This window comes from Longitalea arenae (assembly GCF_016924755.1).
Taxonomy (GTDB): Bacteria; Bacteroidota; Bacteroidia; order Chitinophagales; family Chitinophagaceae; genus Niastella; species Niastella arenae.
The window spans coordinates 135853-161117 of the sequence record NZ_JAFFJX010000008.1 but is presented as its reverse complement, the minus strand read 5'-3'; the positions used below and the strand labels follow the sequence as shown (position 1 = coordinate 161117).

At 45.8% G+C, this 25265-nt stretch carries 23 protein-coding genes; 12 read left to right on the top strand and 11 right to left on the bottom strand.

Annotated features, from left to right (window positions below):
* Positions 1-20: 20 nt before the first annotated feature.
* Genes JT717_RS17090 through JT717_RS17075 form a run of 4 tightly spaced genes read right to left on the bottom strand, consistent with a single transcriptional unit; the run spans position 21 to position 6908 of the window.
* Complete coding sequence (locus JT717_RS17090) at positions 21-3617, bottom strand: efflux RND transporter permease subunit (protein WP_205511720.1); 3597 nt, start codon at positions 3615-3617, stop codon at positions 21-23.
* A gap of 45 nt (positions 3618-3662) precedes the next feature.
* Positions 3663-4808, bottom strand: a complete 1146-nt coding sequence (locus JT717_RS17085) for an efflux RND transporter periplasmic adaptor subunit (RefSeq protein WP_240348177.1) — start codon at positions 4806-4808, stop codon at positions 3663-3665.
* Between the two features lie 56 nt (positions 4809-4864).
* Complete coding sequence (locus JT717_RS17080) at positions 4865-6274, bottom strand: TolC family protein (protein WP_205511718.1); 1410 nt, start codon at positions 6272-6274, stop codon at positions 4865-4867.
* On the bottom strand, positions 6246-6908 hold the full coding sequence (locus tag JT717_RS17075; protein WP_205511717.1) for a TetR/AcrR family transcriptional regulator: 663 nt from the start codon (positions 6906-6908) through the stop codon (positions 6246-6248). Before JT717_RS17075 ends, JT717_RS17080 begins: the two co-directional genes overlap by 29 nt.
* Positions 6909-7165: 257 nt before the next feature.
* Here JT717_RS17075 and JT717_RS17070 point away from each other — a divergent pair, with 257 nt between their 5' ends.
* From JT717_RS17070 to JT717_RS17030, 9 genes are all read left to right on the top strand, one after another.
* Positions 7166-7822, top strand: coding sequence for a DUF502 domain-containing protein (locus JT717_RS17070; protein ID WP_205511716.1), 657 nt, complete (start codon positions 7166-7168; stop codon positions 7820-7822).
* Positions 7823-8041: 219 nt separating this feature from the next.
* Positions 8042-9007, top strand: a complete 966-nt coding sequence (locus tag JT717_RS17065) for a zinc dependent phospholipase C family protein (RefSeq protein WP_205511715.1) — start codon at positions 8042-8044, stop codon at positions 9005-9007.
* Positions 9008-9103: 96 nt separating this feature from the next.
* A complete protein-coding gene (serC, locus tag JT717_RS17060; protein WP_205511714.1) occupies positions 9104-10183 on the top strand; it encodes a 3-phosphoserine/phosphohydroxythreonine transaminase in 1080 nt (359 codons plus the stop codon).
* Between the two features lie 108 nt (positions 10184-10291).
* On the top strand, positions 10292-11524 hold the full coding sequence (locus tag JT717_RS17055; RefSeq protein WP_205511713.1) for a DUF1015 domain-containing protein: 1233 nt from the start codon (positions 10292-10294) through the stop codon (positions 11522-11524).
* Between the two features lie 257 nt (positions 11525-11781).
* Complete coding sequence (locus JT717_RS17050) at positions 11782-12807, top strand: tetratricopeptide repeat protein (RefSeq protein WP_205511712.1); 1026 nt, start codon at positions 11782-11784, stop codon at positions 12805-12807.
* 119 nt (positions 12808-12926) lie between these two features.
* On the top strand, positions 12927-14708 hold the full coding sequence (locus JT717_RS17045; protein WP_205511711.1) for an AMP-dependent synthetase/ligase: 1782 nt from the start codon (positions 12927-12929) through the stop codon (positions 14706-14708).
* A gap of 247 nt (positions 14709-14955) precedes the next feature.
* Positions 14956-16425, top strand: a complete 1470-nt coding sequence (locus tag JT717_RS17040) for a pyridoxal phosphate-dependent decarboxylase family protein (protein WP_205511710.1) — start codon at positions 14956-14958, stop codon at positions 16423-16425.
* 160 nt (positions 16426-16585) lie between these two features.
* The gene (locus JT717_RS17035; protein WP_205511709.1) at positions 16586-17650 is read left to right on the top strand and encodes a branched-chain amino acid aminotransferase; all 1065 of its coding nucleotides are present in this window, start codon (positions 16586-16588) and stop codon (positions 17648-17650) included.
* A gap of 109 nt (positions 17651-17759) precedes the next feature.
* Positions 17760-18452 carry an SDR family NAD(P)-dependent oxidoreductase gene (locus tag JT717_RS17030; protein WP_205511708.1) on the top strand — a complete coding sequence of 231 codons (693 nt, stop codon included), beginning with the start codon at positions 17760-17762 and terminating at the stop codon, positions 18450-18452.
* A gap of 151 nt (positions 18453-18603) precedes the next feature.
* On the opposite strand, the gene JT717_RS17025 is transcribed toward JT717_RS17030, so the two are convergent.
* From JT717_RS17025 to JT717_RS17000, 6 genes are all read right to left on the bottom strand, one after another.
* Positions 18604-18900 (bottom strand): early set domain-containing protein, encoded by a 297-nt coding sequence (locus JT717_RS17025; protein WP_205511707.1) that lies wholly within the window; start codon positions 18898-18900, stop codon positions 18604-18606.
* Between the two features lie 431 nt (positions 18901-19331).
* The gene (locus JT717_RS17020) at positions 19332-19580 is read right to left on the bottom strand and encodes a hypothetical protein (RefSeq protein WP_205511706.1); all 249 of its coding nucleotides are present in this window, start codon (positions 19578-19580) and stop codon (positions 19332-19334) included.
* A 134-nt stretch (positions 19581-19714) separates the two neighbouring features.
* A complete protein-coding gene (locus JT717_RS17015) occupies positions 19715-21112 on the bottom strand; it encodes a HAMP domain-containing sensor histidine kinase (protein WP_205511705.1) in 1398 nt (465 codons plus the stop codon).
* 1 nt (position 21113) lies between these two features.
* Entirely contained in the window at positions 21114-21803 is a 690-nt protein-coding gene (locus JT717_RS17010; RefSeq protein ID WP_132554617.1) for a response regulator transcription factor, read from the bottom strand.
* Positions 21804-22035: 232 nt separating this feature from the next.
* On the bottom strand, positions 22036-23016 hold the full coding sequence (locus JT717_RS17005; RefSeq protein ID WP_205511704.1) for a type I glyceraldehyde-3-phosphate dehydrogenase: 981 nt from the start codon (positions 23014-23016) through the stop codon (positions 22036-22038).
* Positions 23017-23202: 186 nt separating this feature from the next.
* Complete coding sequence (locus JT717_RS17000) at positions 23203-23550, bottom strand: response regulator (RefSeq protein ID WP_205511703.1); 348 nt, start codon at positions 23548-23550, stop codon at positions 23203-23205.
* 119 nt (positions 23551-23669) lie between these two features.
* On the opposite strand from JT717_RS17000, the gene JT717_RS16995 reads away from it, so the two are divergent.
* The 3 genes from JT717_RS16995 to JT717_RS16985 are packed head-to-tail and all read left to right on the top strand — an operon-like array spanning position 23670 to position 24690.
* Positions 23670-23909 (top strand): YtxH domain-containing protein, encoded by a 240-nt coding sequence (locus JT717_RS16995; RefSeq protein WP_205511702.1) that lies wholly within the window; start codon positions 23670-23672, stop codon positions 23907-23909.
* Positions 23910-23957: 48 nt separating this feature from the next.
* Positions 23958-24311 carry a hypothetical protein gene (locus JT717_RS16990; RefSeq protein ID WP_205511701.1) on the top strand — a complete coding sequence of 118 codons (354 nt, stop codon included), beginning with the start codon at positions 23958-23960 and terminating at the stop codon, positions 24309-24311.
* A complete protein-coding gene (locus tag JT717_RS16985; protein ID WP_205511700.1) occupies positions 24292-24690 on the top strand; it encodes a hypothetical protein in 399 nt (132 codons plus the stop codon). Before JT717_RS16990 ends, JT717_RS16985 begins: the two co-directional genes overlap by 20 nt.
* Here the strand turns inward: JT717_RS16985 and JT717_RS16980 are convergent.
* On the bottom strand, positions 24663-25112 hold the full coding sequence (locus JT717_RS16980) for a response regulator (protein ID WP_369411711.1): 450 nt from the start codon (positions 25110-25112) through the stop codon (positions 24663-24665). The two genes, JT717_RS16985 and JT717_RS16980, sit on opposite strands and share 28 nt — an antisense overlap.
* Between the last annotated feature and the right edge of the window lie 153 nt (positions 25113-25265).

The following is a 25265-nucleotide window of genomic DNA, read 5'->3' as shown; positions in this document are numbered from 1 at the left end:
AGCAAATTAGCACATCAGTGTTAGAACCAGCTTCCGATAAAGGCTTCATTCACTTTTTCCTTTTTACCGGCCAGCTTTCTTCTTCTGCGGCTTACTTTATATCTATGCCTGAACATGGTGATCAGCATCAAAGGAATAAACAGGATGGTCAATGGTGGAATGCCCACGAATGAGATCCATTTACCGCCATACATGTTCCGCATAGGTCTTCTCAGGCGCTCGGCGATCAGGTACATCGCAGGCAGAATCAGCAGCGTCATAAAGAAGGCAAAGGCCAAACCGAAGATGATGGTCCATGATAATGGTTTCCAGAACACCACGTTATCACCGCCAAAGAAGATATGCGGATTCAATTCTGAGAACAGGGTAACGAAGTTGATGTTCAAACCAACGGCCAGCGGTATCAGACCCAGGATGGCAGCCAACGCAGTCAACAATACCGGAATGATACGGGTTTTACCAGCCTGCACCAATGCTTCTCTTGTTTTCATGCCACGCGCCCTCAACTCGTCGGCGAACTCAATCACCAGGATACCGTTCTTAACCACGATACCGGCCAGACCTACGATACCGATACCGGTCATTACCACCGACACTTCCATACCTGTAAAGGCAAAACCAAGCAATACACCGATCACACTGAAGATGATCTCAGTCAAAATGATCACCGGTTTACTGATGGAGTTGAATTGTACTACCAGGATCAACAGGATGAAGAACAAAGCAATTACCAGGGCTTTACCCAGGAAGGCGCCTGTTTCGGCCTGTTGTTCGCCCTCACCGGTTTGTTTGATGGTAACATCGTCAGGCTTCTGTTTAAAATTATTGATGTGCCCGGCGATCACTTCATTCACTGCCGTGGGCGTGTAACCGCTCAATACGTTCGACCGTACGGTGATCACCCGCTTCTGGTTTTTCCGTTTAACACTTCCGAGAGTGCTGGTATAATCTACTTTCACCAGGGAGCTGATGGGCACATGTTTAACCTGGCCTGTAGCCATATCACGGAAAGATATATTCATGTTCAGGAGGTCAGAGAGGTTCTTACGCTGCCCTTCCAGGTTACGCAGCTGGATCTTGTATTCATCTTCGCCATCCTTTATCTTCGATACTTCCCTTCCGAATACAGCGGTCCTGATCTCCATACCAATTTGCTGGGTAGAAACACCTTCTATCAATGCACGTTCCCGATCTATGGTAAAGCTCACCTCAGGATTGGTAAGATCGATATCCATTTTCAATTCTTCCACCCCCGGCACCTGGATTGAATCGAGGTAATTCTTGAGTGCTACAGCTGTTTTGATAAGGTTATCGAAATCCTCACTGGCTACTTCAATATTAACAGGTGGTTCGGTAGGCGGACCGTTTTGTTCCTGGTCAACCGAGATCTCGGCGCCGGGAATACCTTTGATCGCCTGGCGTATGGAATCGAGAATGGGTTTGGTAGCAACGCCATGCCGCTTTTCAAATTCCACAAAGGATACCTGTATACGGCCCAGCTCAGGTCTGGTACTTCTGTCGCCACTATTAGGATCACTGGCGCCAACGGCCACGTTGCTGATCACACTCTCTACGATGGGGTTTTCTTTATAACCACCTTTGCCGTCTTTTTCCATGTGCAGCACCCGGTATACTTTTTCTTCCAGCGTATGCGTAACCGAATCTGTATAGTCCACATCGGTACCTACAGGTAGTTTCAGGTATACATAGATCTGGTTAGGGTCGCCGCCGGGGAAGAACACCACCGGAACGTTGCGGGCGCCAAAGAATATGAAGGTAAGAATGAGCAGGGCGAAGGTAGCCAGCAGTAAGTGCACAGGCCTCCAGCCTTTCAGTGCCCAGCGTAAGGAAGTTTCATAATGACCCATGATCCAGGGCAGGGCGCGGTTCTGAAATCCATGGATCATATCATCCAGTACATACTTGTTCAGGATGATCATCAGCACAATGAAGATCAAAAAGTTGCCCAGGAAGGTAAATCCGGCCAGATCGAACAGGATACCTACCCCTAAGGCTACCCACAATGAAGGTTTGCGGAAGATGGCCGATTTGGGTTGTTTTGCATCTCCTTCCGGATGGTTCATGAAGTCAACCGCAAATACGGGATTCATAATGAACGCCACGATCAGGGATGCGGTTAACGTAAAGATGAGCATCGTAGGCAGATAGATCATGAACTTACCGATAATACCCGGCCAGAACAACAAGGGCACAAAAGGCGCCAGCGTGGTTAAGGTACCGGCCAGTACCGGGATGAATACCTCGCCTGCCGCCATCATGGCCGATCGTTCACTGGTGAGTTGCCCATTGCTTTGTACAAATATGCGGTGGGTGTTTTCTATAACCACAATGGCATCGTCTACAATGATACCCAAACCGAATAAGAGGGCGAAGAGTACGATGAAGTTCAATGTAACGTGTGTACCAACAATAAGGTCTGCAGCCGGTAAGAAGATAAAGGCTACGAACATACTCAATGGTACCGACAGCGCCACAAAGAAGGCGTTGGTTACGCCCATGAAGAACATCAGGATGATCAACACCAGTACGAAACCGATAACGATGGTATTCACCAGGTCGTTAAAGGAAGTACGCGATGCTTTACTCTGATCACCGGTTACCGATACCTGCAGGTCTTTCGGAAACTGGGCGGCCCGCATTTCCTCCACCACTTTCTTCACGGCATCTGAAGTCTCAATCAGGTTCTCACCAGCGCGTTTGATGATATTCAGCGTAATTACATTCTTGCCATTGAGGCGGGCGTAACTCTCTCTTTCCTTGATGGTGTCTTTTATTTCAGCAATATCTTTCAGGTAGATCGGTGCGCCGCCTGAATTACGTACCACTACCTGCTGTATGTCGAAAGCGGTTTTGAACTGGCCTTTTAACTGCAGGGTACGTTTTGTATTCCCTACGTCGAGCAGGCCACCGGAGATATCGAGGTTCTCCCGGGCAACAGCCCCGTTGATGTCATCAAAAGTGACACCTGCGCTACGCATTTTGTAATTATCCACGTTTATCTGGAACTCACGCTCAGGGGCGCCCACCAGGTCAACGCGGTTCAGTTGAGATAATTCTTCGAGCCTGTCTTGCAGATCATCAGCATATTCCTTCAGGCGGGGCAGGTCATAGTCGCCATACAGGTTCACATACATGATCGGCTGTTCAGAAAAGCTTACTTCCATTACAGAAGGTTCTTCTGTAAGATCGGTAGGCAGGTCGGGTTTCGCCTTATCTACCGCATCTTTCACTTTTTGTAAAGCCACATCCGTTTTTACATCGGTGCTGAACTCAACCATAATGGCCGAGTAGTCCTGTACCGAAGTACTGGTGGTCTTATTGATCTTGGCGCCCGTAATACCCTTGATCTGTTTCTCAATAGGGCGGGTAACCAGGTTTTCCATATCGCGGGGTGAGTTACCTACATAAATGGTTTGTACATATATGGTAGGGATCACGATATCGGGGAACTGTTCTTTAGGTAAGGTCACAAACTGGAACACCCCCATCAAGCTCACAATGAGCATGACGAGATATATGGAGGTTTTGTTTTTTATACTCCACGTGGTGGGACCAAAATGTTTGAACTTACCTGTAATGTTTTCTAAAACACTCATACGATGGATTTGGTGTGTACGTCTAAAGTCTGCTTATACTGGTTCTTATGCGGTTGTGATGAGCTGGCCATCATACAGGCCCTGGAAACCTTCTGTGATCAGTTGATCACCGGCCTTGAGGCCGTCTTTGATCTCCAGTTTATCACCATACAGCAACCCAACACTTACCGGTCTTTTCTTGGCCACTTTTTTGCCATTTTCCGTTGCTGCTACCATTACGAATTTTCCCTTTTCATCATTTTGAAGGGTATTGATAGGTACAGTGATGGCATTACCTACTGAATAGTCCTGAATACGAACCATGGCAACCTGGCCAGGACGGAAGCCACCTTTGCCAGAGATGCGGGATTCTATATAAAAGGAGCGATTAGAGGGATTAATGGTCTTACCAACGACTGTTACTTTTGTGTTGAGTGTTTTGTTATTGTCCTCAGGCAGGGTAACGATCAGGTTGGTTCCTTCCTTTACTTTGGTTTGATACGCTTCAGGTACTTCTGCATAAATCTTCAGGTCGTTGGTATTTACGATGGCAATACCGATCTGGGCTGCAGTTGCAGCGGTGAACATATCACCTACCCTTACCGTTACACGTTCTGCCACACCTGATTGTTCAGCATATACATTGGTCATTGCCTGCTGCTCTTTCAACAGGTCTATTTGCTTTTCGAGTGATTCCAGGTCATTCTTTGCTTTAATTACATCTATTTCGGCGCCGATCTTCTGGTCCCACAGATTCTTGCGGCGTTCATACATTGTTTTGGCAAGGTTTAACTGAACGTTGGCCTGGGCGATCTGCTGGCGGATTACAGCATCATCGAGCTTCATCAGTAACTGGCCTTTACGTACGTTATCGCCTTGTTTTACGTATAAGGCGCGTACCTGGCCGCCCTGGCCGCGTGGGCTAACCCATACAGCGCTATAGGTATCAACATTACCCTGCAGGTCGATATAGTGGGTGAACGGGGTTGTATTTACCGGCGTTATCACCACCAGTTTGGGTTTCTCTGCCTTGGCGGCACTGGTATCCAGTTGGGCGATCTCACTTTCCAGTTTTGCCTGCTCCTTCTTTAATTCCTCCAGTTTTGCCTTTTTCTTTTCCAGGCTTTTGTTATCTCCGCCGCTTGATGCGCCACATGCCGTTAAAAAAAGAACCAGGCTTACTGCGCCAATTATGTTATACGTACTTTTCATATCTGATAATTTATCCGGTGAATGCATTTGTTGGTTTGGGTTTTAATAGAGTATGGTTATAATTTACCGATGGCTTTCAGGTAATCGATACGGGCTATAATGGCCTCCTGCAGGGAATTGATATAATTTGTTTGAGCGCTTTTCAGATCAGTTTGGGCAGTGGTGATCTCGGTATTGGATCCCAGACCGGCCTCATACTTCTTCTTGGTTTGCTCATACACTTCTTCTGCGAGTTTCATATTCTGTTTCTGATAATCCATCGACTCGATAGCGGTCTTGAAATTTGCCAGCGCGCTATCCACTTCCATATCGATCGTTAATTTCAGATTTTCTATGTCGTTACTGGTCTTCTGCAAATTCAGCTTGGCCGTTTCAATTTTCGACCGGGTGTAGAATCCGTGGAAAAGTGGCACTGAAATATTAACGCCGATATTTGAGAAGGTGAACCAATCGCCTTTGCCAAAGATGTCGAATTCATTGCGCATCGCATTTTTCGAATAGGAGCCTGTAAGCCTTACTGTTGGCACCTGGCTGAGCTTGTAGCGCTTCACATCGAATTCCCGCAGCTTTTTACCAAGCTCGGCATATTGAAATTCTTTTCTGTCGGAATAATTGTAGGTGCTGTTTTCCAGGATACCATCCTTGATCTGGCTGTCGCTGAGTGTATCTTTTAATACAACCTCGTCTTTTACAGGCATACCCATTAACACTTTCAATCCCAGGTAGCCTTTATAAATAAGCGTTTGTACTTTCTTTTTTTCCGTTTCCAGGTTAGCTATCTGAACAGATAGTTTATCTACATCGAGCTTTTCTGCAAAGCCGTTCTTATACATTTCGCGGGTGTCATGTTGTAATTTTTGCAGCCTTGCTATGTTGGCATCCAGCAATTCGATCTGGGTTTTACCGGTTACCAACTGATAATAGACCTTGTACACATTCGCCTTGATCAGTTCTTCGGTTACTTCGGTATTCGCCCTGGCCCATTGCAGCGAGGTTTCCCGGGCCTGCAAGCCAACGAAAACCTGTCCATCGAACAAGATCTGGCTCAGGTCTACACCAATGTTAGCGTTATATTTTGTTCCGAACTGGGCCTGGATGAGGCCGAAATCACTGGGCGGAACGATCGGCTGGCCGGCTGCATTCTTCACGCCTTCGAGCTGCAATACACCGTAGGTTCCCTGTGCAATAAAGTTAGGAAACGCCTGTACGGCTATGTTAGGGTTATACACAGCGCCTGCCCTGGCATCGATCTGCGGATATGCCTGGGAGGTGATCTCGCGATTGGTTTGCTCCTGCAGTTTATAGTCGAGTAAGGTGTTCTTTACTCTTACGCTGTTCTTTTTGGCGTATTCAACGGCTTCTTTTGCGGTTAACTCATGCCGTTGCTGAGCCAGAGCCGGTTGTACTATACTTGCCAATACAACCACCAGAGCGATCCTATTTATGCTTGCCGGTTTCAGTTTCATAGTTCTTTGCATTTTTATTTCTATGCTGTTGATATTTCAAGATCAGTTTATGGCCTTTGAGGGAAGCGACCCCATATACATAATGCTCAATAATGATTTTGGTGACCTCTGATAACTTATACCGGGAGGGCGGGAACAGGTCAATATTGAAGGGCATCATCATTGATTCCAGCCTGAACTTTGACAGCACATCTACATCTACGTCGGGGCGGTACAACCCTTCCTTTACGCCCCACTCGAGGTTCTTGCGAATGACCTGTAAGAGAAATTTATTTTTATGTTCCATGAACCGCTGGTATGCCCGAATATGAAATTTCTCCATATCGTATAATACCATCGGATTCATACTGCTCAATTGTTCCACTACCTGGTCTACGGTTAAAAAGATCTCTTCAATGGCATCCTTTGCATGCTCGCCGCATTTCAGGCAATCCTGCTGCATATCCATCACTTCATCTTCAACCACTGCGTCAACCAGTTCATTTTTATCTGTATAATATTGATATATAGTCTTCTTCGACATACCCAACTGGTTGGCTATATCATCCATGGAAACAGAGCGGATCCCATACCGCAGGAATAATTCTTTCGCCTTTTCCCGTATGCGCACTTTTGTGTTTGCTTCTGTTATCATAATAATCGGGCACAAAACTATAGAAACTTTTTTCGTTACCAAAGTTTCCATCCTTTATTTTAAACCGCCGGTAACAAAAAAGCCGAGTGAACTACTGTTCGTTCTTTATTGTTCCGCCGCAGAAACTGCATTGTATCTTCGCCTTCCTTATCTTTGCTAACCGATTGCTTTCCAATCCCAAACACGCAACTTTACGGAAGCTTATTTTACCGGGGCCGTGAAGTGGATTAATTTTGGGAAGCAAAAAGCAGCAGCACATGAAATCTCCACATATATTTAAAAAGATCATACAGTACTTTCTGCAGGGTCTTATTATTCTGGCGCCCATTGCGATCACGATCTATGCGGTGACCGCCTTATTTAATTTTATCGACAACATCCTGCCCAGCCTGATCGGCTATTTTATGCCCGACCTTTTGGGCACCGATGCGGCGGGCAATCCTAAAAAGATACCCGGCCTCGGCTTTATACTGGTGACCCTCATCGTTATATTGGTTGGTTATATTTCGTCCTCGTTCATCGTAAGCAAACTGGTTGACCTCCTGGATAAAGTACTCGAACGCACACCCGGCATTAAATTGCTGTATTCTACCGTTAAGGATTTCTTTGAAGCTTTTGCGGGCAATAAAAGGAAATTTGATAAAGCCGTGCTTGTTTCTATTGAAACAACGGATGTATGGCAGATCGGTTTCATTACCCAGCAGGAAGTACATGAGTTCGGCTTACAGGATTATGTAGCCGTATATGTTCCACAATCCTACGCTTTTACCGGCCGCCTGTATTTTGTAAAAAGCGATCGGGTGCGGCTGCTCACCGATATCAACTCTGCAGAGGCTATGAAGTTCGCAATATCGGGTGGGGTTACCAGTATTGATGATGATGCGCCGGCTTCTAAAAAGGCGAGTAGCTCGTAGCGAGTGGGGATAGACAAGCGTATGGAAAGTACCGGGAGGCGCGTGAGCAAGACAAGCTGTTGCTGAAAGTGGCGAGCACAGAAAAGAAATCCACACCAGCCATTCACCAGTAGCCATTAGCCATTTACCACTAGCTACTGGCCTGGCTGCGTTGACCACAATCAATATCTACCACGCATCCCCATACGAACCGGCGAATGCTTGTACCTTCACTCCGTTATGAAAAAATTACTGCTCATAACGGTTGTTTTGCTTTGCAGTCACTGCCTTTATCCCTGGGGCTTTTACGCCCATCGCCAGATAAATTATTATGCCGTTTTCATGTTGCCGCCGGAGATGCTGGTATTGTACAAACCCAATATCCGGTTTATCAGCGACCATGCCGTTGATCCTGACAAACGACGGTATGCAGTAGCCGCAGAAGGCGCCCGCCATTTTATCGACATCGACCGGTACGGCGTTTATCCCTTCGATTCATTGCCCCGTACCTGGGCTGGCGCCCTTCAGAAATACGGGAATGACACCCTGCAGAAATATGGCATCGTCCCCTGGCATATTCAAACGATGTTACGCCGCCTCACCAGTGCCTTTGCAGCGAAAGACCAGGTAAGTATCCTCAAACTGTCGGCCGATATTGGCCATTACATTTCCGACGCACATGTGCCCCTGCATGTATGCAGCAATCACAACGGGCAGCTCACCAACCAGCAGGGCATACATGCATTCTGGGAATCGCGTATTCCCGAACTGCTGGCAGCAACTTCCTGGGATTTTATGCTCGGCAAGGCGACATACCTGGCCAATCCGCTGGCCTTTACCTGGAAGAGGGTGCTGGAAAGCGCTGCCGCGGCAGACAGTGTACTGCGCATTGAAAGGGAATTGACCAGCCGTTTTTCTCCTGACCAGAAATATTCATTTGAGCCGCGCAACGGCCAGGTGATCCGGCAGTATGCGACCAGTTATTGCCTGGCTTATAACCAGCACCTGAACAATATGATCGAACGCCGCATGCAGCAATCCATAACAGCCGTTGCATCTTTCTGGTATACTGCCTGGGTCAACGCCGGTCAGCCCGATCTGAAGCAGCTTGTCAATACCACTTTCACGAGCGAAGACCTGCGGGCATTCGACCAGTTAAATAGAGAATGGCTGAAAGGAAAAGCACTTGGAAAAGATTGTGATTAACTCATTCTGAGAAGGTTACGAGTCATTGGCAAAATTCGCCCTGCCTATAGTCCCGCGAATTGAATACTTTTGCACTCCTTCTAACAAAGTGAAACAATGATGCACAATTTTAACGCGGGGCCCAGTATTCTCCCCCAGGAAGTATTCAAACAAGCCAGTGAAGCCATTTTGAACTACAACAATTCCGGTTTGTCGCTCCTGGAGATCGGTCACCGCACCGACCTGTTTCAGGCCGTAATGGATGAAGCCATTGCCCTGGTGAAAGAATTAATGCAGCTCGATGATCAGCACGAAGTACTGTTCCTGCATGGTGGCGCTTCCACCCAGTTCTTTCAAATTCCCATGAATCTGCTGAATGAAAATGAGATCGCCGCCTATACCGATACCGGCACCTGGTCGGCCAAAGCCATAAAAGAAGCCAAAATATTCGGCCACGTAGAAGTGGTTTGCAGCGCCAAAGAATCGAACTACAATCACCTGCCCAAACAATTTACCGTTCCCAAAACAGCCAAATACCTGCACCTGACCACCAATGAAACCATTCACGGTGTTCAGTGGCATGACTTCAGCCCGTTTTTTGAAGCCGGTGTTCCGCTGGTAGCTGATATGAGCAGTGATATCCTGAGCCGCCAGATGGACTTCAATAAATTTGACCTCATTTATGCCGGCGCCCAGAAAAACGTAGGTGCTGCCGGGGTGAACCTGGTTATAGTTAATAAGAACATCCTGGGAAAAGTGAACCGCAAGCTGGCCTCTATGATGGATTACCGCAATCATATTGAAAACGGTTCCATGTTAAATACACCGCCGGTCTTTGCCGTATATGTGTGTATGCTTACCCTTCGCTGGTTAAAAAAACTGGGCGGTGTTCCGGCCATTGAAAAGATCAATGATCAGAAAGCGCAGTTATTGTATAACACCATCGATAGTTTGCCCGTATTCAAAGGTACCGTGGTCAATATAGAAGACCGCAGCATCATGAATGCCTGCTTTGTGCTGGACAATGCCGAGCTGGAAAAGGAATTTCTCACCCTGTGCAAACAAAACAATGTGGTAGGTGTAAAAGGCCACCGCAGCGTGGGTGGGTTCAGGATCTCCCTGTACAACGCCCTGCCGCTGGCCAGTGTGCAACTGCTCACCGACCTGATGAAAGATTTCGCTAACAGGAAGGGTTAGCTTCCAAAGGCAAGACGGAAGCTTTGGCTACCGCAAACCCTTAACTGAAATGATTTTTTAAACTCATGGCAAAGCCTTTTTATTTTGCCCACTTAACTAAATAGTACAATGGCTAATATTTCTCCTTTCAAAGCCCTGCGGCCGCGTCCCGAACTGGCCAGGCAGGTTGCCTCCCGCCCTTACGATGTGCTGAATTCAAAAGAAGCGCGTGAAGAAGCAGTAGGTAATCCATATTCGTTCCTGCATATCACCAAGTCGGAGATCGATCTGCCCGACGATATGGATATACATAGTCAGCCTGTGTATGATAAGGCGAAAGAGAACATTTCGGCTTTTATGCAACGCAGTATTTTGTTCCGGGAAGACAAGGCTTGTTATTACATTTACCAGCTTATTATGAACGGCCGCAGCCAAACCGGGCTTGTGGCGGCAAGCTCGGTAGATGATTATGAGCATGATATCATCAAAAAACACGAGTTCACCCGTCCTGAAAAAGAGCAGGACCGTATAAACCATATTGCTACTACCGGCGCTCAAACCGGGAATGTATTCCTGGCTTACCGTAACAATGAAGAAATAGACGCCCTTATTGAACAATGGAAAGACACCCATAGCCCCGTGTACGATTTTGTGGCTGATGATAATATCAGTCATACTATTTGGGTGATCACCGACGATACCGTCATAGCAACTATCACCCACCTGTTTAAAACGAAGATCCCGCAAACCTATATTGCCGACGGTCACCACCGTGCCGCTTCTGCCGCCAAAGTAAGAAAGGCGCTGGGCAGCCAGGCAAAAGAAGAAGCAGACCATTTTTTAACTACGCTGTTCCCTTCGAACCAGTTATACATCATGGATTATAACCGTGTGGTGAAAGACCTGAACGGACTTTCTGAAGCCGATTTCCTTGATAAATTAGCTGCGTCCTTTACTATTGAAAGAGCCTCCGCTCCTGTTGCTCCCGCCAGCCTGCATCAGTTTGGCATGTACCTGAAAGGACAATGGTTCACCTTAACCGCCCGCGAAGGAAGCTGGACCAATGATCCCATCGGTGTACTGGATGTAACCATTTTGTCGAACCTGGTATTGGATCCGGTTTTAGGCATTAAGGACCAGCGTACCGACAAACGCATCGATTTCGTAGGTGGTATCCGTGGGTTGGGTGAACTCGAAAAAAGAGTGAACAGTGGTGAAATGGCTGTGGCCTTTAGCCTGCACCCCGTTACCATTCAACAGCTGTTCGATATAGCCGACAGCGGTAATGTAATGCCGCCCAAGAGCACCTGGTTCGAACCCAAGCTGCGCGATGGATTGTTGACGCACCTGATCTATAGTTAATGGTGAGCTCCTTATACGGGTATCCCTGGAAATCAGTTGACCAATTGACTGGTTAAGAGGGCCAAGGCCGCAGGCCTTAGATAGAAAGCCGGAAGGGCAGTTGCTAAAAAATAGTAATGCCTGCCGGCTTTCCGTTTTTATAGCCCCTGCTCCCCGTTTTAAATCCCAGCCCCCTATTATTTTACTTTTTCAAACCGGTGAACTTTACCCCCATTTTTAACTTTATCAAGCCCTTACAACCCTTATCTTTGAACTGTATGAAATATCTTTTACCAGTTGCAGGCCTTTTGTTTGCCGTACATACGATGCAGGCCCAGCAGGAGCCTGCTGATCTGAAAACCGTGCAGGAAACGGCCAAATCTTATATCAAACAGGGAGATTACTCCAATGCCGTCCTGGTATTGAACCGGGCATTGCAAAACAATGCCGATAACCTGGAATTGCAGAAAGACCTGGCTTTTGCCTATTACCTGAACCGCGACTATGCGCATGGGCTGGAAGTAGCAAAGAAATTCCCCGAACGTACCGATGCCGATGTACAAAGTTACCAGGTACTGGGCATGCTGTACAAAGCCATCGAAGAAGTAAAGGATTGTGAAAAAATGTACAAGGCCGCCCTGAAAAAATTCCCGAATAGCGGCACCCTGTACAACGAATATGGCGAAATGATGTGGAGTAAAAAAGATTACTCCGGTGCCATCAAATTATGGGAAAAAGGCATAGAAACGGATCCCAGCTATTCAGGCAACTATTATAACGCCGCCAAATACTATTACTTTACCCCCGATAAAGTGTGGGCACTGATCTATGGGGAGATCTTTGTAAACCTGGAAAGCTATTCCAAACGCACGGCAGAGATCAAGAATATTCTACTGGATGGTTATAAGAAGTTATTCACCGAAGCCAACCTGTACAAAGACCAGGATACAAAAAATGAGTTTGTGAAAGCCTTCCTCGATGGCATGAAAACACAATCCTCCTTTATAGGTTCAAGCGGCGTTACACCCGAAACTTTATCGGCCGTTCGCACCAAATTCGTTCTCGACTGGTTCTCGAAGTACGCCAGCAAATTTCCCTTCCGCCTATACGAATATCATCAGCAACTTTTAAAGGCAGGCATGTTCGACGCCTATAACCAATGGATCTTCGGCACCGCCAGTAATCTGCCGGCGTATGAAAACTGGACCAAGACCCACCAGGAAGAATACAATAAGTTTGACTACTTTCAGCACAACCGCGTATTTAAACTACCGGCGGGACAGTATTATCAAACAGTAAAATAACCACTTAGCCCTGACCGCATCGTCAGGGCTTTTTTTATTTGCGCAGATTCGTTAAATTCAATTAAGTTTTAAGGGACCAGGTTTGCACCAGTTACAAGGCCCTTTTTAAAACAACGTCTATGACCGAACCCAAACGATTATTCGATTGCCTGCAATACCATTTAAAAGGGAAGCCGCTGCCCGATATGCTGGCTGCCAAGGAAAATGGTAAATGGAAAATGTACAGTACAGAAGAAGTTGCCAGCACCGTAGATAAACTGAGCGCCGGTTTACTGAACATTGGTATTAGCTGCGGGGATATGAGCGCCGAAAAACGCGACAAGATCGCCATTTTAAGCAAAAACCGCCCTGAATGGGTAATACTCGACCTGGCGGTACAACGCATTGGCGCCATTCTCACGCCCGTTTATCCCACCATTAACGTACAGGACCTGGAATTTGTGCTTAAAGACGCCCAGGTAAAAATTGTGTTTGTAAACGACGAAGAATTATTTCACAAAGTACTAAGCATAAAAGACCGCGTACCTTCCCTGCAGGAAATATACACCTTCGAACACGTGGCCAATGCCCGTCACTGGAAGGAAGTAGTGGCCCTCTCGACCGATGAAGCCATTAAAAATGTTCAAACGATCGCAGCAAGGATCAAATATGAAGATCTGGCAACGATCATTTATACTTCCGGCACAACCGGTACACCCAAAGGCGTTATGCTGTCGCACCGGAACATTCTGAGCAACGTAATGGCCTGCTACGCCTGTTTGCCCGATTTTCCGAATATGCGTGCATTGAGTTTCCTGCCCCTGAATCATATTTTCGAGCGCATGATCACCTACTTTTACCTGTATCGCGGAATAGCCATTTACTATGCCGAAGGCATGGAGACCATCGGGGATAACCTGAAAGAAGTAAAACCTGATATTTTCACCACCGTTCCGCGCCTGCTCGAAAAAGTGTATGACAAGATCATGGCGAAAGGCGCAGAACTGACGGGTCTGAAAAGAAAGTTATTCTATTGGGCGCATGACCTGGCTACCCGCTATGAGATCAACAAGTCCATGAGCTTTAGCTATAATATGCAATTAGCGCTGGCGAACAAGCTCATTTTTAGCAAATGGCGCGAAGCGCTGGGCAATAACCTGAAATGTATTGTAAGTGGTGGTGCCGCCGCGCAGGTACGTTTAATACGGATTTTTACGGCAGCACAAATACCGGTGCTCGAAGGCTATGGATTAACAGAAACCTCGCCCGTGATCAGTGTGAACCGATTTGAAGTGTTTAACCGGCATTTTGGAACGGTAGGTCCCCTGATAGATAATGTAGAAGTGAAAATTGCAGAAGACGGTGAAATCCTGTGTAAGGGCCCCAATGTTATGATGGGTTATTACAAAAGGCCCGATCTTACCGAGGAAACCATGAGCGGCGAATGGTACCATACAGGCGATATCGGTATGATGGTTGAAAACAAATTCCTCAAGATCACTGATCGCAAAAAAGAATTGTTCAAAACCAGTGGCGGTAAATATGTAGCACCACTGCCTATAGAAAATAAGCTGAAGGAATCTATCTATATAGAACAGATCATGGTAGTTGGTGCCGAACGGAAATTTGTGGGCGCACTGATCATTCCCGCTTTTCCGGCATTAAAAGACTGGGCCCGCAAACAAGGGATCGCAGAAATGGCTAATGAGCAATTGATCAAACATCCGAAAGTAATTGAACTGTTCACTGAACTGGTAGACAGCTACAACAAATACTTCAACCACGTCGAGCAAATAAAAAAATTTGAACTGTTACCGCAGGAATGGAGCATTGAAACCGGTGAAATGACTCCCAAATTAAGCCTGAAGCGAAAGGTGGTGCTGGAAAAATACCGGGATTCCATTGAAAAGATCTATGCTTAGTGCTTAAGAAATAACAAGACTATAAATTAACACCGGCCACCTTATCTGAATGCCTGTAACAGTTAGCAGTTACAGGCATTTCAGTTTAATACCCCACCCACTTGCTATCAGCGCGCATCTGATACAGCCAATTTACCCAAATCTGCATCTGTTTTATAAGCGCTTTTGTCTGCAAATTTGTAAGAAAGCAGGAAACGGGTTGTTCAGCGCCGTACACCCGCTCAACTTTATACCGCTAAAAGTAGTTATGAAAAAAGACGCATTATTAACGGAAGAAAAAACACTCGACCCGCAGGACTGGTCGGCCTTAAATGAGCTGGGTCATCGCATGCTCGACGACCTGTTCCATTACCTGGAAACAGTGAGGCAACGTGCGGTATATACAAAGCCCCCAACAGCGGCCATTGCCAGTACAGAAGAAGCGCTGCCCGAAATGCCACAGGACGCTGCAGCCGTGTATAAGGATTTCTTTTCAAACGTACTTCCCTATAACACCAATAATATTCACCCACGGTTCTGGGCCTGGGTACAAGGCGGCGGTACGCCTTTCGGCATGCTGGCGGATATGCTGGCATCGGGTATGAATGCAAATGTTAGTATTGGCGACAATATGCCGATGCACGTTGAAAAGCAGGTCATCAACTGGTCGAAAGAGATCATGGGATTTCCCGCCACCGCCAGCGGCCTGTTGTTAAGTGGCGCCAGCCTTGCCAATATCACTGCCCTGGTAGTCGCCCGGCATTTTGCCAACCGCGAAATAAAAACCAAAGGATTACAGGCAGTGCGGGGTCCGCTTACCATCTATGGTTCATCAGAAACGCATAATTGCGTGCTGAAGGGTGTAGAAGTGATCGGCATAGGCAGTGATCATTTTCGCAAGGTACCGGTCGACGAGAATTATCGCATCCGGATCGATATACTGAAGCGTATGCTCATAGAAGATAGGGCGGCAGGTTATATTCCTTTCTGTATAGTGGGAAATGCAGGCACCGTAAATACCGGCGCTATTGACCCGCTCGACGAGTTGGCCGCCATTGCGAGGAAAGAGAAACTCTGGCTGCATGTGGATGGCGCTTTTGGCGCAATTCCCAGGCTGCTGCCTGAATTTGCCGATCGCCTGAAAGGATTGGAACTGGCCGATAGTCTCTCATTCGACTTTCACAAATGGATGTATGTAAACTATGAAGCGGCCTGTGTGCTCATCCGCGATCCGCAGCTGCACCGGGAAGCCTTTGCTTCGGCCGTAAATTATTTGACCCTGCATGAACGCGGGTTATCGGCAGGGCCCGACAGTTTGAATAATTACGGCATGGAACTGTCGCGGGGATTCAAAGCCCTGAAAATCTGGATGTCATTAAAACACCATGGGTTGGAAAGCTACCGGGCGCTCATCAGGCAGAACCTGCAGCAGGCGCAGTACCTGGCTGAACTGATACAATTAAGGCCCGGGCTGGAATTAATGGCGCCGGTTCCGCTGAATATCGTATGCTTCCGCTATGACCCGGGCCATTGTACGGATAAAGAATTAAATGCCCTGAACCGCGAAATACTGATGCGATTACACGAGCAGGGCATTGCAGCGCCTTCCTATACAGTGCTCAACGGCCGGTACGCCATCAGGGCTGCCATTACCAACCACCGCAGCCGGTTCGTTGACTTTGAATTGCTTGTAAATGAAATAGTCAGGATAGGCAATGAATTAACTCAAAGTTCTTAGTCACCGTCGCCGGTTACCAGTTCCCGGTTAACAGTTTCAGGGCTTTCTTTTGGCCGAATGCCGAACCGCCCGGAGCCATTGTCCATTGCCAATTGCCTATTGTTTTTTATGGGTTATCTTTACACCTGAATGACTTGTAGCACCAAAAAATTATCAGTATATGGAACTTACCGATGAAATATCAGTTCAGCACACTACCAAATCGAGGTTACCTGAAGTGGATTTTAACAAGCTTGGTTTTGGCACATATGTATCAGATCACATGCTTATTTGCAATTATGCCCAGGGCCAATGGCAGGCGCCCCGGATCATCCCTTTTGGCGATATTACAATAAGCCCAACCACCCTGGCATTACATTACGGACAATCGGTGTTTGAAGGCCTGAAAGCCTTTAAGCTGGATGATGGCCGTATTAACCTGTTCCGTATACATAAACATTATGAAAGAATGCTGCGCTCGCTGGGCCGCATGTGTATGCCAGGGGTGCCTGAAGAAGTTTTTGTTGATGGCTTACGCCGCCTGGTTGAAGTAGATAAAGATTGGATCCCGACACAAGCGGGTTCTTCATTATATATTCGTCCGCTCATGTTTGCCAGCGAAGCCAAATTTGGCGTAAAGATCTCTGATGAATATTGCTTTATCATTTTTACAGGTCCGGTAGGTCCCGCATTCTCTCAACCACTGAAAGTAAAGGTAGAGACCAATTATACAAGAGCAGCCAAAGGTGGTACCGGTTCAGCCAAATGTGCCGGTAACTATGGCGGCGCTTTCTATCCCACACAAAAAGCCAAAGAAGCCGGTTACGACCAGGTCTTGTGGACGGATGCCCGCGAAAATAAATACATTGAAGAATCCGGAATGATGAATGCGATGTTCGTTATTGATGGCGTACTGGTTACACCACCTACCAGCGATTCTATTCTGGCAGGCGTAACCCGCGATTCTTTACTTACCCTCGCTGCAGACCTGGGCATTCCCCACGAAGCAAAACCGGTAAGCGTGGCAGAACTGGAAAATGCATTCAGGCATAATACCATAACGGAAGCATTTGGCGCCGGTACGGCAGCCATTGTAGCGCCTATTGCTACCATTCACATCAATGGAATTGATCATCACCTGCCAACTATTAACGACAATGCCATCATGTTCCAACTGAAGAACAAAATGGAAGCTATTCGCAAAGGCCAGGATGAAGATAAACATGGCTGGAATTTTCTGTTCTAGGTCATAGTTTGTTGTAATAAGATCTTTATGGTGCCATCCGCCGAAGGCGGATGGCACTTTTCTTTTTATACAATACCTATCTTTGAAAAACAACCTATAAATTTTATCTATGCCTAAAACCATTATTATAACTGGCGCTAACGGCAACCTGGGCACTGCTGTAGTTAAAAAATTTCTGGAGCAGGATTATAAAGTCATTGCGGTTGATCATTCAGGTAGCCATCTGGGTTTTGCCGACAGGCATCCGCAATTTGAGCTGCACGGTATCGACTTAAGCAATGAATCGGAAAGCGCAATATTTGTGAAGGAAGCAGCCAGTTTGTATGGCAATATTGATTGTGGCGTATTATTGGCCGGGGGTTTTGAAATGGGCGGCATTGAAACCACTGACACCACTCAATTGAGAAAAATGTTCTCCCTGAATTTTGAAACAGCCTACCATATTGCCCGGCCTTTATTTCAGCATATGATGCACAACGGATATGGCCGGCTGGTATTTACCGGCGCCCGCCCTGGTCTGCAGCCAGAAGAAGGCACTAACAAAATTGCCTATGCCCTGAGTAAATCCCTGCTCTTTTCCCTGGCTGATATTTTAAATAAAGAAGCCAAAGGGAAAAATGTAACGGTATCGGTGATAGCGCCCAGCACCATCGATACGCCCCCCAACCGGGAAAGTATGCCCAAAGCCAATTTCGACAATTGGGTAAAACCAGCGCAGATCGCCGAGGTGCTTGCATTCATTTGTTCAGACAATGGAAATATCTTGCGGGAACCGGTGTATAAGGTTTACAATAATGCATAAAAAATAAGATGAGTTATTCAACCGATTCGAATAACTCATCTTATCCTTATAAACGCTGCATGCCTCACAAAGCTTTCCTCCCGGTTACACCAGGACGTACGGAATGAAGCACATTGTTTTTATTACACCATTCAACACTATTCACTTTCGATCACACTTCCAGCACACTGTTCCAACCCGTAACACCATCGGGTTCTCGAAACTGGTTCTCTATATCCTCAGCCCACATCCGCTCGTCGATGAAGAATTTGTAGTGGTACTTACCCCTGGGTAACATGGGTATTTCTATTTTCCAAAAACCATTCTTGGTTGGACGTAATGTTAACTGGTCATGTGCCCAGTTATTAAAATCTCCTGCAAGTGAGATCCTGTTTGCACAGGCATTCTGGATGTGAAACTCGATGCATTTCTTCCTCTTGTTAACGTAAGGGGATTGATGGTGTTTCATGGTGCCCTCCTTCCTTTTTTGGGTGCCTAAAAATATTGTTATCAAATACAGACTACGGCGGTTTTCAAAGGGTTTGCGACGAAGCACAGAGAATAAAAATGACGCCTATCCAGGCAAAATAGAATAGTAAGGCAGAGATATTAGTTTAAGGATTTTTTACTGGACTGTCACAAAAGGTACGATATTTTAAAAAAATAATAAAATGATTTGCAATTAAAATTTTGGCCGGTGGCCCAACATCATTTTACAACCGTCAAAATCATTTCAATATGCTTCAGGCGCTCTCCTGAACAGGCCAAATATAAAACAGGAGCAACAGCCTGCTCATGACACTGATCATATACAGATATGATCATAATGCTAAACCGTTTGAAAGCGGGCAACAGATTATTACATTTAGTGTTAGATCAATAATGTAATGTTCTCCGGAACTATTTGTTGGCGGTCAGTTGCTGATCATCGGGCTGATGACTGCGTAAGAGGCTGTCGAGGTCGTGTTTCAGAAAGTTGATATCTTTCTGCAATTGCAGGTTTACTGAGAGCACTGAATCGTTTAACAGCAGTAATTCATTATTAAATTCGGTGAGCTGTTTATTCTTTTTATGTTGTAGAAGGGCTACGGCCACCAGGGTAATGGCGCCAATCGCAAGGCCACGGAAAATATAAACAGATCGATTCAATTGTATTGAAGATTAGTATATCAAATATGCCTTATTACCGTTAAACACCCATTAAACAGGAATTAAAAAGCAATTAAACAAAGCGCCTGTAATAGTTTCCGCTATGTTCATCGTGAAAATTCCTGGTAATATCCTCAAAGTTTGGCCGCAAATTTCTTAAGAGAAGGAAGGATGATGGTAAACAAGGTACCGGTTTCTTTTGATGACTGTACTTTAATGATCCCTTTATGCAAATTGATGATCCTTTGGGCCAGTGCCAGTCCCAACCCAAAACCCTTTATCGGGGAGGCATTGGCGCTCCGGTAGAAAGGCTGGAAAATATGTTCCGTCTCATCTTCAGTGATGGTGTCGCCGAAATTCTTGAACTGTACTATTACATTATCATTCTCGAACATCAGGTTAACCATCACCTGATGATCAAACGAAAATTTGCAACCGTTATCTGCAATATTCCGTAGTGAACTATACAACAGATCTATATTGCCGAAGACCAGGAAGGCTTTTTCGTCATCGGGAAAATCGCCGAATTGCAGGATCACCCGGTACTCTTCACTGTTCTTCTGCACATCGGCGGTGACCTTTAACAGCACTTCATCGATACGAACTTCGCTTAACTCAATACTTCCCTGCGTACCTGTTTTAGCGATCTCGAGCAAACTTTTGGTGAGTTGTTGCATTTGCTGTACATCTTCATGTACCGATTGTATCACCTGTTTATATTCTTCTGTACTTCTCTCTTTTTGCAGGGTTACGTCGAGCTGGCTCGAAATAGCCGTAAGCGGTGTCGACAGTTCGTGTGAGGCATTGGAGATGAAGCGCCGCTGAATTATAAATGATTCCTGCAGGCGGTCGAGCAATTCGTTAAATGTATTGGCCAGCTGGTTCAGTTCATCCTGGGTGCTGCCGGCCTGTATATGATGCGAAAGGTTTTGCGAGGTAATATGTTTTACATCGTTAATGATCTGTTTGATCGGTTTTACCAGCTGCACGGAGAAAGCATAACCTACAACCAGCGCAATGGCAATGCCAATGAATAGGCAGGTGAGCAGGATATCGCGCAGGTCTTTCAACCGTTGCCAGCCATCCACATCATAACCGGCCACTACCACTACGATCCGGCTCCGGTTATCGGTATAATGAAAGGCCAGAATATCGCGCTTGTTAACGGCATAATATACTTCCTTTCGCAGCCTTGCCTGTTTCAAAATGTCTTTGTCAGGCAATATGCTATCGATATTATTCGCATTGTAGTTGTATACCGGCTTATCGAGGTAGTTGAAGATGACCACACTTTTCCGGTTCAGGGTAAAGGCCGATGCGGAATCGATATGATACAGAATAGACCGGGTGCTGTCGCTATCGCCGAAATAGGAGAAAAGCTGGCCATCGTTATTGGCCCGTCCTTTCAATCGCTTCTTGAATGCTTCAATGCGTTGCAGGGAAGTAAAATAATGAACGGAAATGCTTAATACCAGCAGAATAATGGTAACCAGTAAAGCAAAAAGTGCGGTTATTTTAAATTTTATCTTCAACCTAAGGGTTTTCTTTCAAGATATAGCCCATACCCACCTGGGTATGAATAAGCCGGGTTTCAAAATCCTTATCCAGCTTTTTACGCAGGAAATTCACGTAAACATCTATCACATTGGTCTTTGTATCAAAATCAATATCCCAAACATTCAGGGCTATGTCGGCACGGGATACTACCCGGTTCTTATTCCGTATCAGGTATTCGAGCAACTGAAATTCCTTGGCGGTAAGGGAGATGGGCTTATCAGCCCGGGTCACTTCCTTACTATCGAGGTTCATGGTAAGATCGGCCACCTTCAGAATATTGCCGGTTGGAATATTGTGATAGATCCTTTTTAACAATGCCCTTATACGTACCAGCAGCTCCTTGAAATCGAAGGGCTTTACTATATAATCATCAGCCCCGGCATCAAAACCTTCTATTTTATCGGCCGTAGTATTGAGGGCTGTGAGCATAACCACCGGTATGCGTTCGCTATGGCGGCGGATCTCCTTACACAGTTCATAACCATTCAATCCGGGCAGATTGATGTCCAGAATAATGAGGTCGAATGGGTAAGTTTCAAACAGTTTCTTACCGATCAGGCCGTCATACGCTACTTCAACGTGATAGTTCTGTTCGGTAAGCCCCTTCTTTAATGATTCTGCAATCTTTTTTTCATCCTCAACCAGTAAAATTTTTATTTCTTCCATAACCAAAAATTCATGGTCGCAAAATTCACGAATAATAAAGTTACCGGGTATGCCTGCTCAATTTAATGAATTAAAAACAAATTAAAATCCCCACCCGGTTCTGATTGCTGATTTCTGATTTCGGGATTTCGGGATTTCTGATTTTGAGATTTTGAGATTTTGGGATTTATCGGAAGTTTACATTCTGAGCAGATCAGTAGATCCCGAAATCATAAATCAGCAATGGATTTGATTATAGCTTTCCCAGCCAGTCGATCATTCTTGTAGTGAAACCGTATTCATTATCGAACCAGGCGATCAGCTTCACATGATTGCCCACTACCGTTGTTAGTGTACCATCAATGACACAGCTATGGGTATTTCCTTTTATATCCAGCGATACCAACGGATCTTCTGTATAGGCCAGAATGCCTTTATAATCGTTTTGAGCGGCTGTTGAAAAAAGACGATTGATCTCTTCCCGCGAAGTTTCCTCCTTCAGTTGAACCGTAAAATCGGCCATAGCGCCATTGGCTACGGGCACCCGCGTTGAAACCGATGCAATTTTGCCTGCCAATGCGGGTAATAGCCGTTCAAGGGATTGTTGCAGGTCAATTTCTACCGGGATAATAGCTTCTGCCGCGGCCCGGCCCCTGCGGAATTGTTTATTGGGCGCATCCACCAGTTCCTGCCGCGAGGTATAGGAATGTAAAATGTTACATTGAACCGATTGTATACCTATAGCATTCAAAATATATAATATATGAGTGGAGCAGTTGGTCATACAGCCCCCGGGAGAAACGATGGTATCTTCCTTTTTGAGCGCATGCTGATTGAACCCATAAACCAGCAGGGGAATGTCATTGGAACCGGTAGTAGAGAGTAAGACCTTCCTGGCGCCGGCCTTAATATGCTGTTCTGCGGCTGCGCGGTTCGAGAACCTGCCCGAACACTCGAGCACCACATCTACCTGCAGGTCTTTCCAGGGCAGGCTGGCCGGTTGTTCCTGCTGGAAGGCTTTTACCGTCTTACCGTTGGCTACAATCGTCCCGAACTCCTGTGTAAGGCTTCCGGCAAAAGTTCCGTATACCGAATCGTATTTTAACAAATAAGCCAGGTTATCCGTATCCATGATATCATTCACTGCAACCAGTTCAAATTGACTGCTATCTATTAACCTTCTGAATAATAGCCGGCCTATACGGCCCATACCGTTAATTGCAATTCTCATCATATAGTTTGTAAAATGAAGGTGCAAATATAGGTAACCAGGGCAAAGCGCAAGGCCATGAAGGGAAGGGCGCGGCTCAGGGCCAAAGGCACGCGGAAGGTGCAAGCACAACGGCAAGGCAGAAGCCTGCAGCTAAAGGCCAATCGCCCCCGAAGTGTATGGCTCCTGCTTTGTCTTTGGCATAAATGGCTAACTGAAGTATTTATCAAGATCACGGAGGGAAATTGGTTTTTCCCAGATCTTGGTTACCGGAATGCCATCTTTTATGCGCGGCGGGTTAAAAGCGCTCAATAAGTGCAGTTTGATATTGGGATGGTCTTTAATGATCAATTCAGCTTTCTCCCACCCCAAACCGTCGGGCAGGTTGTTATCGAGAAATAGTATGTCTGGCAAAAACTGGTCAACCTGGCTAAGTCCTTCAGAAAGTGTATAGGCAGTGTGTACGTCACAGTTTTTACGGCTAAGGTAGGCCTTGATCAAAAGGCACAGATCCTTCTCATCATCAATAATTAAAACCTTAAGTCGCTCCTTTGTCATGTTATAGAGCCGAATTTTACCCTGGGGAAATTGTTTCCCATTGATGAAAAATATAAAAAAAACAGGAATCTTTTATCAGTGGTATAATTTTTTCCTCAAATTCCTGAAAACATAAATGTATGACATCTAACACAAAAATCATTCTAGGCATGCTGGCGGCCGCTGCTGCAGGTGCTGCTATCGGTGTTTTAATAGCTCCTGACAAGGGTAGTGAACTGAGAAGAAAAATTAAGACGGGTTTTGATGAAGTAATGGACGATGTGGCTGAATTACTGGCAATTGGTAAGGAAGAAATGAAGAACATGTATGCAAGTGCGCAGGAAATGCAGCAGGAAATGACACAGGAAATGGAAAGGTAAAACAACGCTTACCAGGTAAGTTCACTAAGGCCGGATCAAAAATTAAACATGGACAATTTTAACACGAAAGCAGCCAACCTTGTTAATCATGTACAGGATATTGCACAAACTTATTACGACCTGGCCCGGATAAACGTAGCACAGGCCGGTTCAAAAGCCATTTCCCGTGCTATTATCTTCTTCCTGTTAACCGGGTTGGTGCTATGTGTATTTCTGTTAGCAGGCATAGGTCTCTCCCTGTATTTGGGTATTTTGCTGAAAAATCCGGCCGCCGGTTACTTTACTGCGGCTTTTATTTACTTCTTATTGGTGATGGTATTGTACCTGTTGCGCAGAAAAATTGTTTTTCCTTTTATCAGAGACATTATCGTTCGGAAAATTTATGACACCACAGATCAATAGCTACAAAGACTTACTCAGGGAAAAAGCCCGCCTGCAGGCCGTGCTCATCGAGCATGAGCTTCAGATCAAGGAGGACTGGCGGTTAATCAAGGAAGACCTAAAGCCGGCCGCCCTGGTTGCTACCACGGCCCGCAGATTATTCACCCGGCGGGGTGGTATGACGGCAGCACATCTCGCCATTAATATATTTGCAGATGGTCTCGTGAAAAAAGTACTGCTGGGAAAATCCGGTTGGATCGCCCGGTGGCTGATACCGTTCTTTATTAAAAATTATGCATCGCACCTGGTTGGTAAACCGGGCATCCTGCAGAAATTTAAGACCATGTTTGGGAAAAACGAGAAAGTGGCTCCTCAGGAAGCGGGAATGGATGCCGTTTGAAACCAGAAACTGCGAATATTCTCAACTACTTTTAAAAGGCCGTCGAAACTGATGGGCTTAACTACATAACTATTTGCGCCCAGCTCATAACAACGTTTGATCTCTACCTCATTTTTGGTGGTGGTAAAAACAATTACTGGTATCTTCTTGAATACCGGATGTTGCTTTAATTCTTTTAATACTTCCCGACCGTCTTTCTTGGGCATATTCAGATCAAGCAAAATAAAACCCGGCAGGGCTTTCTCCTCCATATTGTTGGTTGTATAAATATCATCCAGATAATTCAACACTTCAATACCATTCTCAACAAAATCAATCTGTTCGGGATAGCCTACTTCTGTAAAGGCGGTTTGAAGCAGGTATCTGTCGTCGGCGTCATCTTCAGCAATAAGTATCGGCTGGGTATTCATGGTTCGTTCCACTCCGTGTTTATCTATTCAAAAATAGGATTTTGTTAATAGACCTTTCCCTTAAAATTTCCTTAAGACAGTAGCAAAGTAAAAAGTCCGGGAGAAGATCAGTTTAATAATCTCCCGGACTTCACAAACTTTTCCCGACGTAACTTTCTGGTACGA

Bases quoted from the DNA above. Each gene is read 5' to 3' on its own strand.
- JT717_RS17090 (WP_205511720.1), bottom strand. From the start codon at position 3,617: ATGAGTGTTTTAGAAAACATTACAGGTAAGTTCAAACATTTTGGTCCC.
- JT717_RS17085 (WP_240348177.1), bottom strand. From the start codon at position 4,808: ATGAAAAGTACGTATAACATAATTGGCGCAGTAAGCCTGGTTCTTTTT.
- JT717_RS17080 (WP_205511718.1), bottom strand. From the start codon at position 6,274: ATGAAACTGAAACCGGCAAGCATAAATAGGATCGCTCTGGTGGTTGTA.
- JT717_RS17075 (WP_205511717.1), bottom strand. From the start codon at position 6,908: ATGATAACAGAAGCAAACACAAAAGTGCGCATACGGGAAAAGGCGAAA.
- JT717_RS17070 (WP_205511716.1), top strand. From the start codon at position 7,166: ATGAAATCTCCACATATATTTAAAAAGATCATACAGTACTTTCTGCAG.
- JT717_RS17065 (WP_205511715.1), top strand. From the start codon at position 8,042: ATGAAAAAATTACTGCTCATAACGGTTGTTTTGCTTTGCAGTCACTGC.
- serC (WP_205511714.1), top strand. From the start codon at position 9,104: ATGATGCACAATTTTAACGCGGGGCCCAGTATTCTCCCCCAGGAAGTA.
- JT717_RS17055 (WP_205511713.1), top strand. From the start codon at position 10,292: ATGGCTAATATTTCTCCTTTCAAAGCCCTGCGGCCGCGTCCCGAACTG.
- JT717_RS17050 (WP_205511712.1), top strand. From the start codon at position 11,782: ATGAAATATCTTTTACCAGTTGCAGGCCTTTTGTTTGCCGTACATACG.
- JT717_RS17045 (WP_205511711.1), top strand. From the start codon at position 12,927: ATGACCGAACCCAAACGATTATTCGATTGCCTGCAATACCATTTAAAA.
- JT717_RS17040 (WP_205511710.1), top strand. From the start codon at position 14,956: ATGAAAAAAGACGCATTATTAACGGAAGAAAAAACACTCGACCCGCAG.
- JT717_RS17035 (WP_205511709.1), top strand. From the start codon at position 16,586: ATGGAACTTACCGATGAAATATCAGTTCAGCACACTACCAAATCGAGG.
- JT717_RS17030 (WP_205511708.1), top strand. From the start codon at position 17,760: ATGCCTAAAACCATTATTATAACTGGCGCTAACGGCAACCTGGGCACT.
- JT717_RS17025 (WP_205511707.1), bottom strand. From the start codon at position 18,900: ATGAAACACCATCAATCCCCTTACGTTAACAAGAGGAAGAAATGCATC.
- JT717_RS17010 (WP_132554617.1), bottom strand. From the start codon at position 21,803: ATGGAAGAAATAAAAATTTTACTGGTTGAGGATGAAAAAAAGATTGCA.
- JT717_RS17005 (WP_205511704.1), bottom strand. From the start codon at position 23,016: ATGATGAGAATTGCAATTAACGGTATGGGCCGTATAGGCCGGCTATTA.
- JT717_RS17000 (WP_205511703.1), bottom strand. From the start codon at position 23,550: ATGACAAAGGAGCGACTTAAGGTTTTAATTATTGATGATGAGAAGGAT.
- JT717_RS16995 (WP_205511702.1), top strand. From the start codon at position 23,670: ATGACATCTAACACAAAAATCATTCTAGGCATGCTGGCGGCCGCTGCT.
- JT717_RS16990 (WP_205511701.1), top strand. From the start codon at position 23,958: ATGGACAATTTTAACACGAAAGCAGCCAACCTTGTTAATCATGTACAG.
- JT717_RS16985 (WP_205511700.1), top strand. From the start codon at position 24,292: ATGACACCACAGATCAATAGCTACAAAGACTTACTCAGGGAAAAAGCC.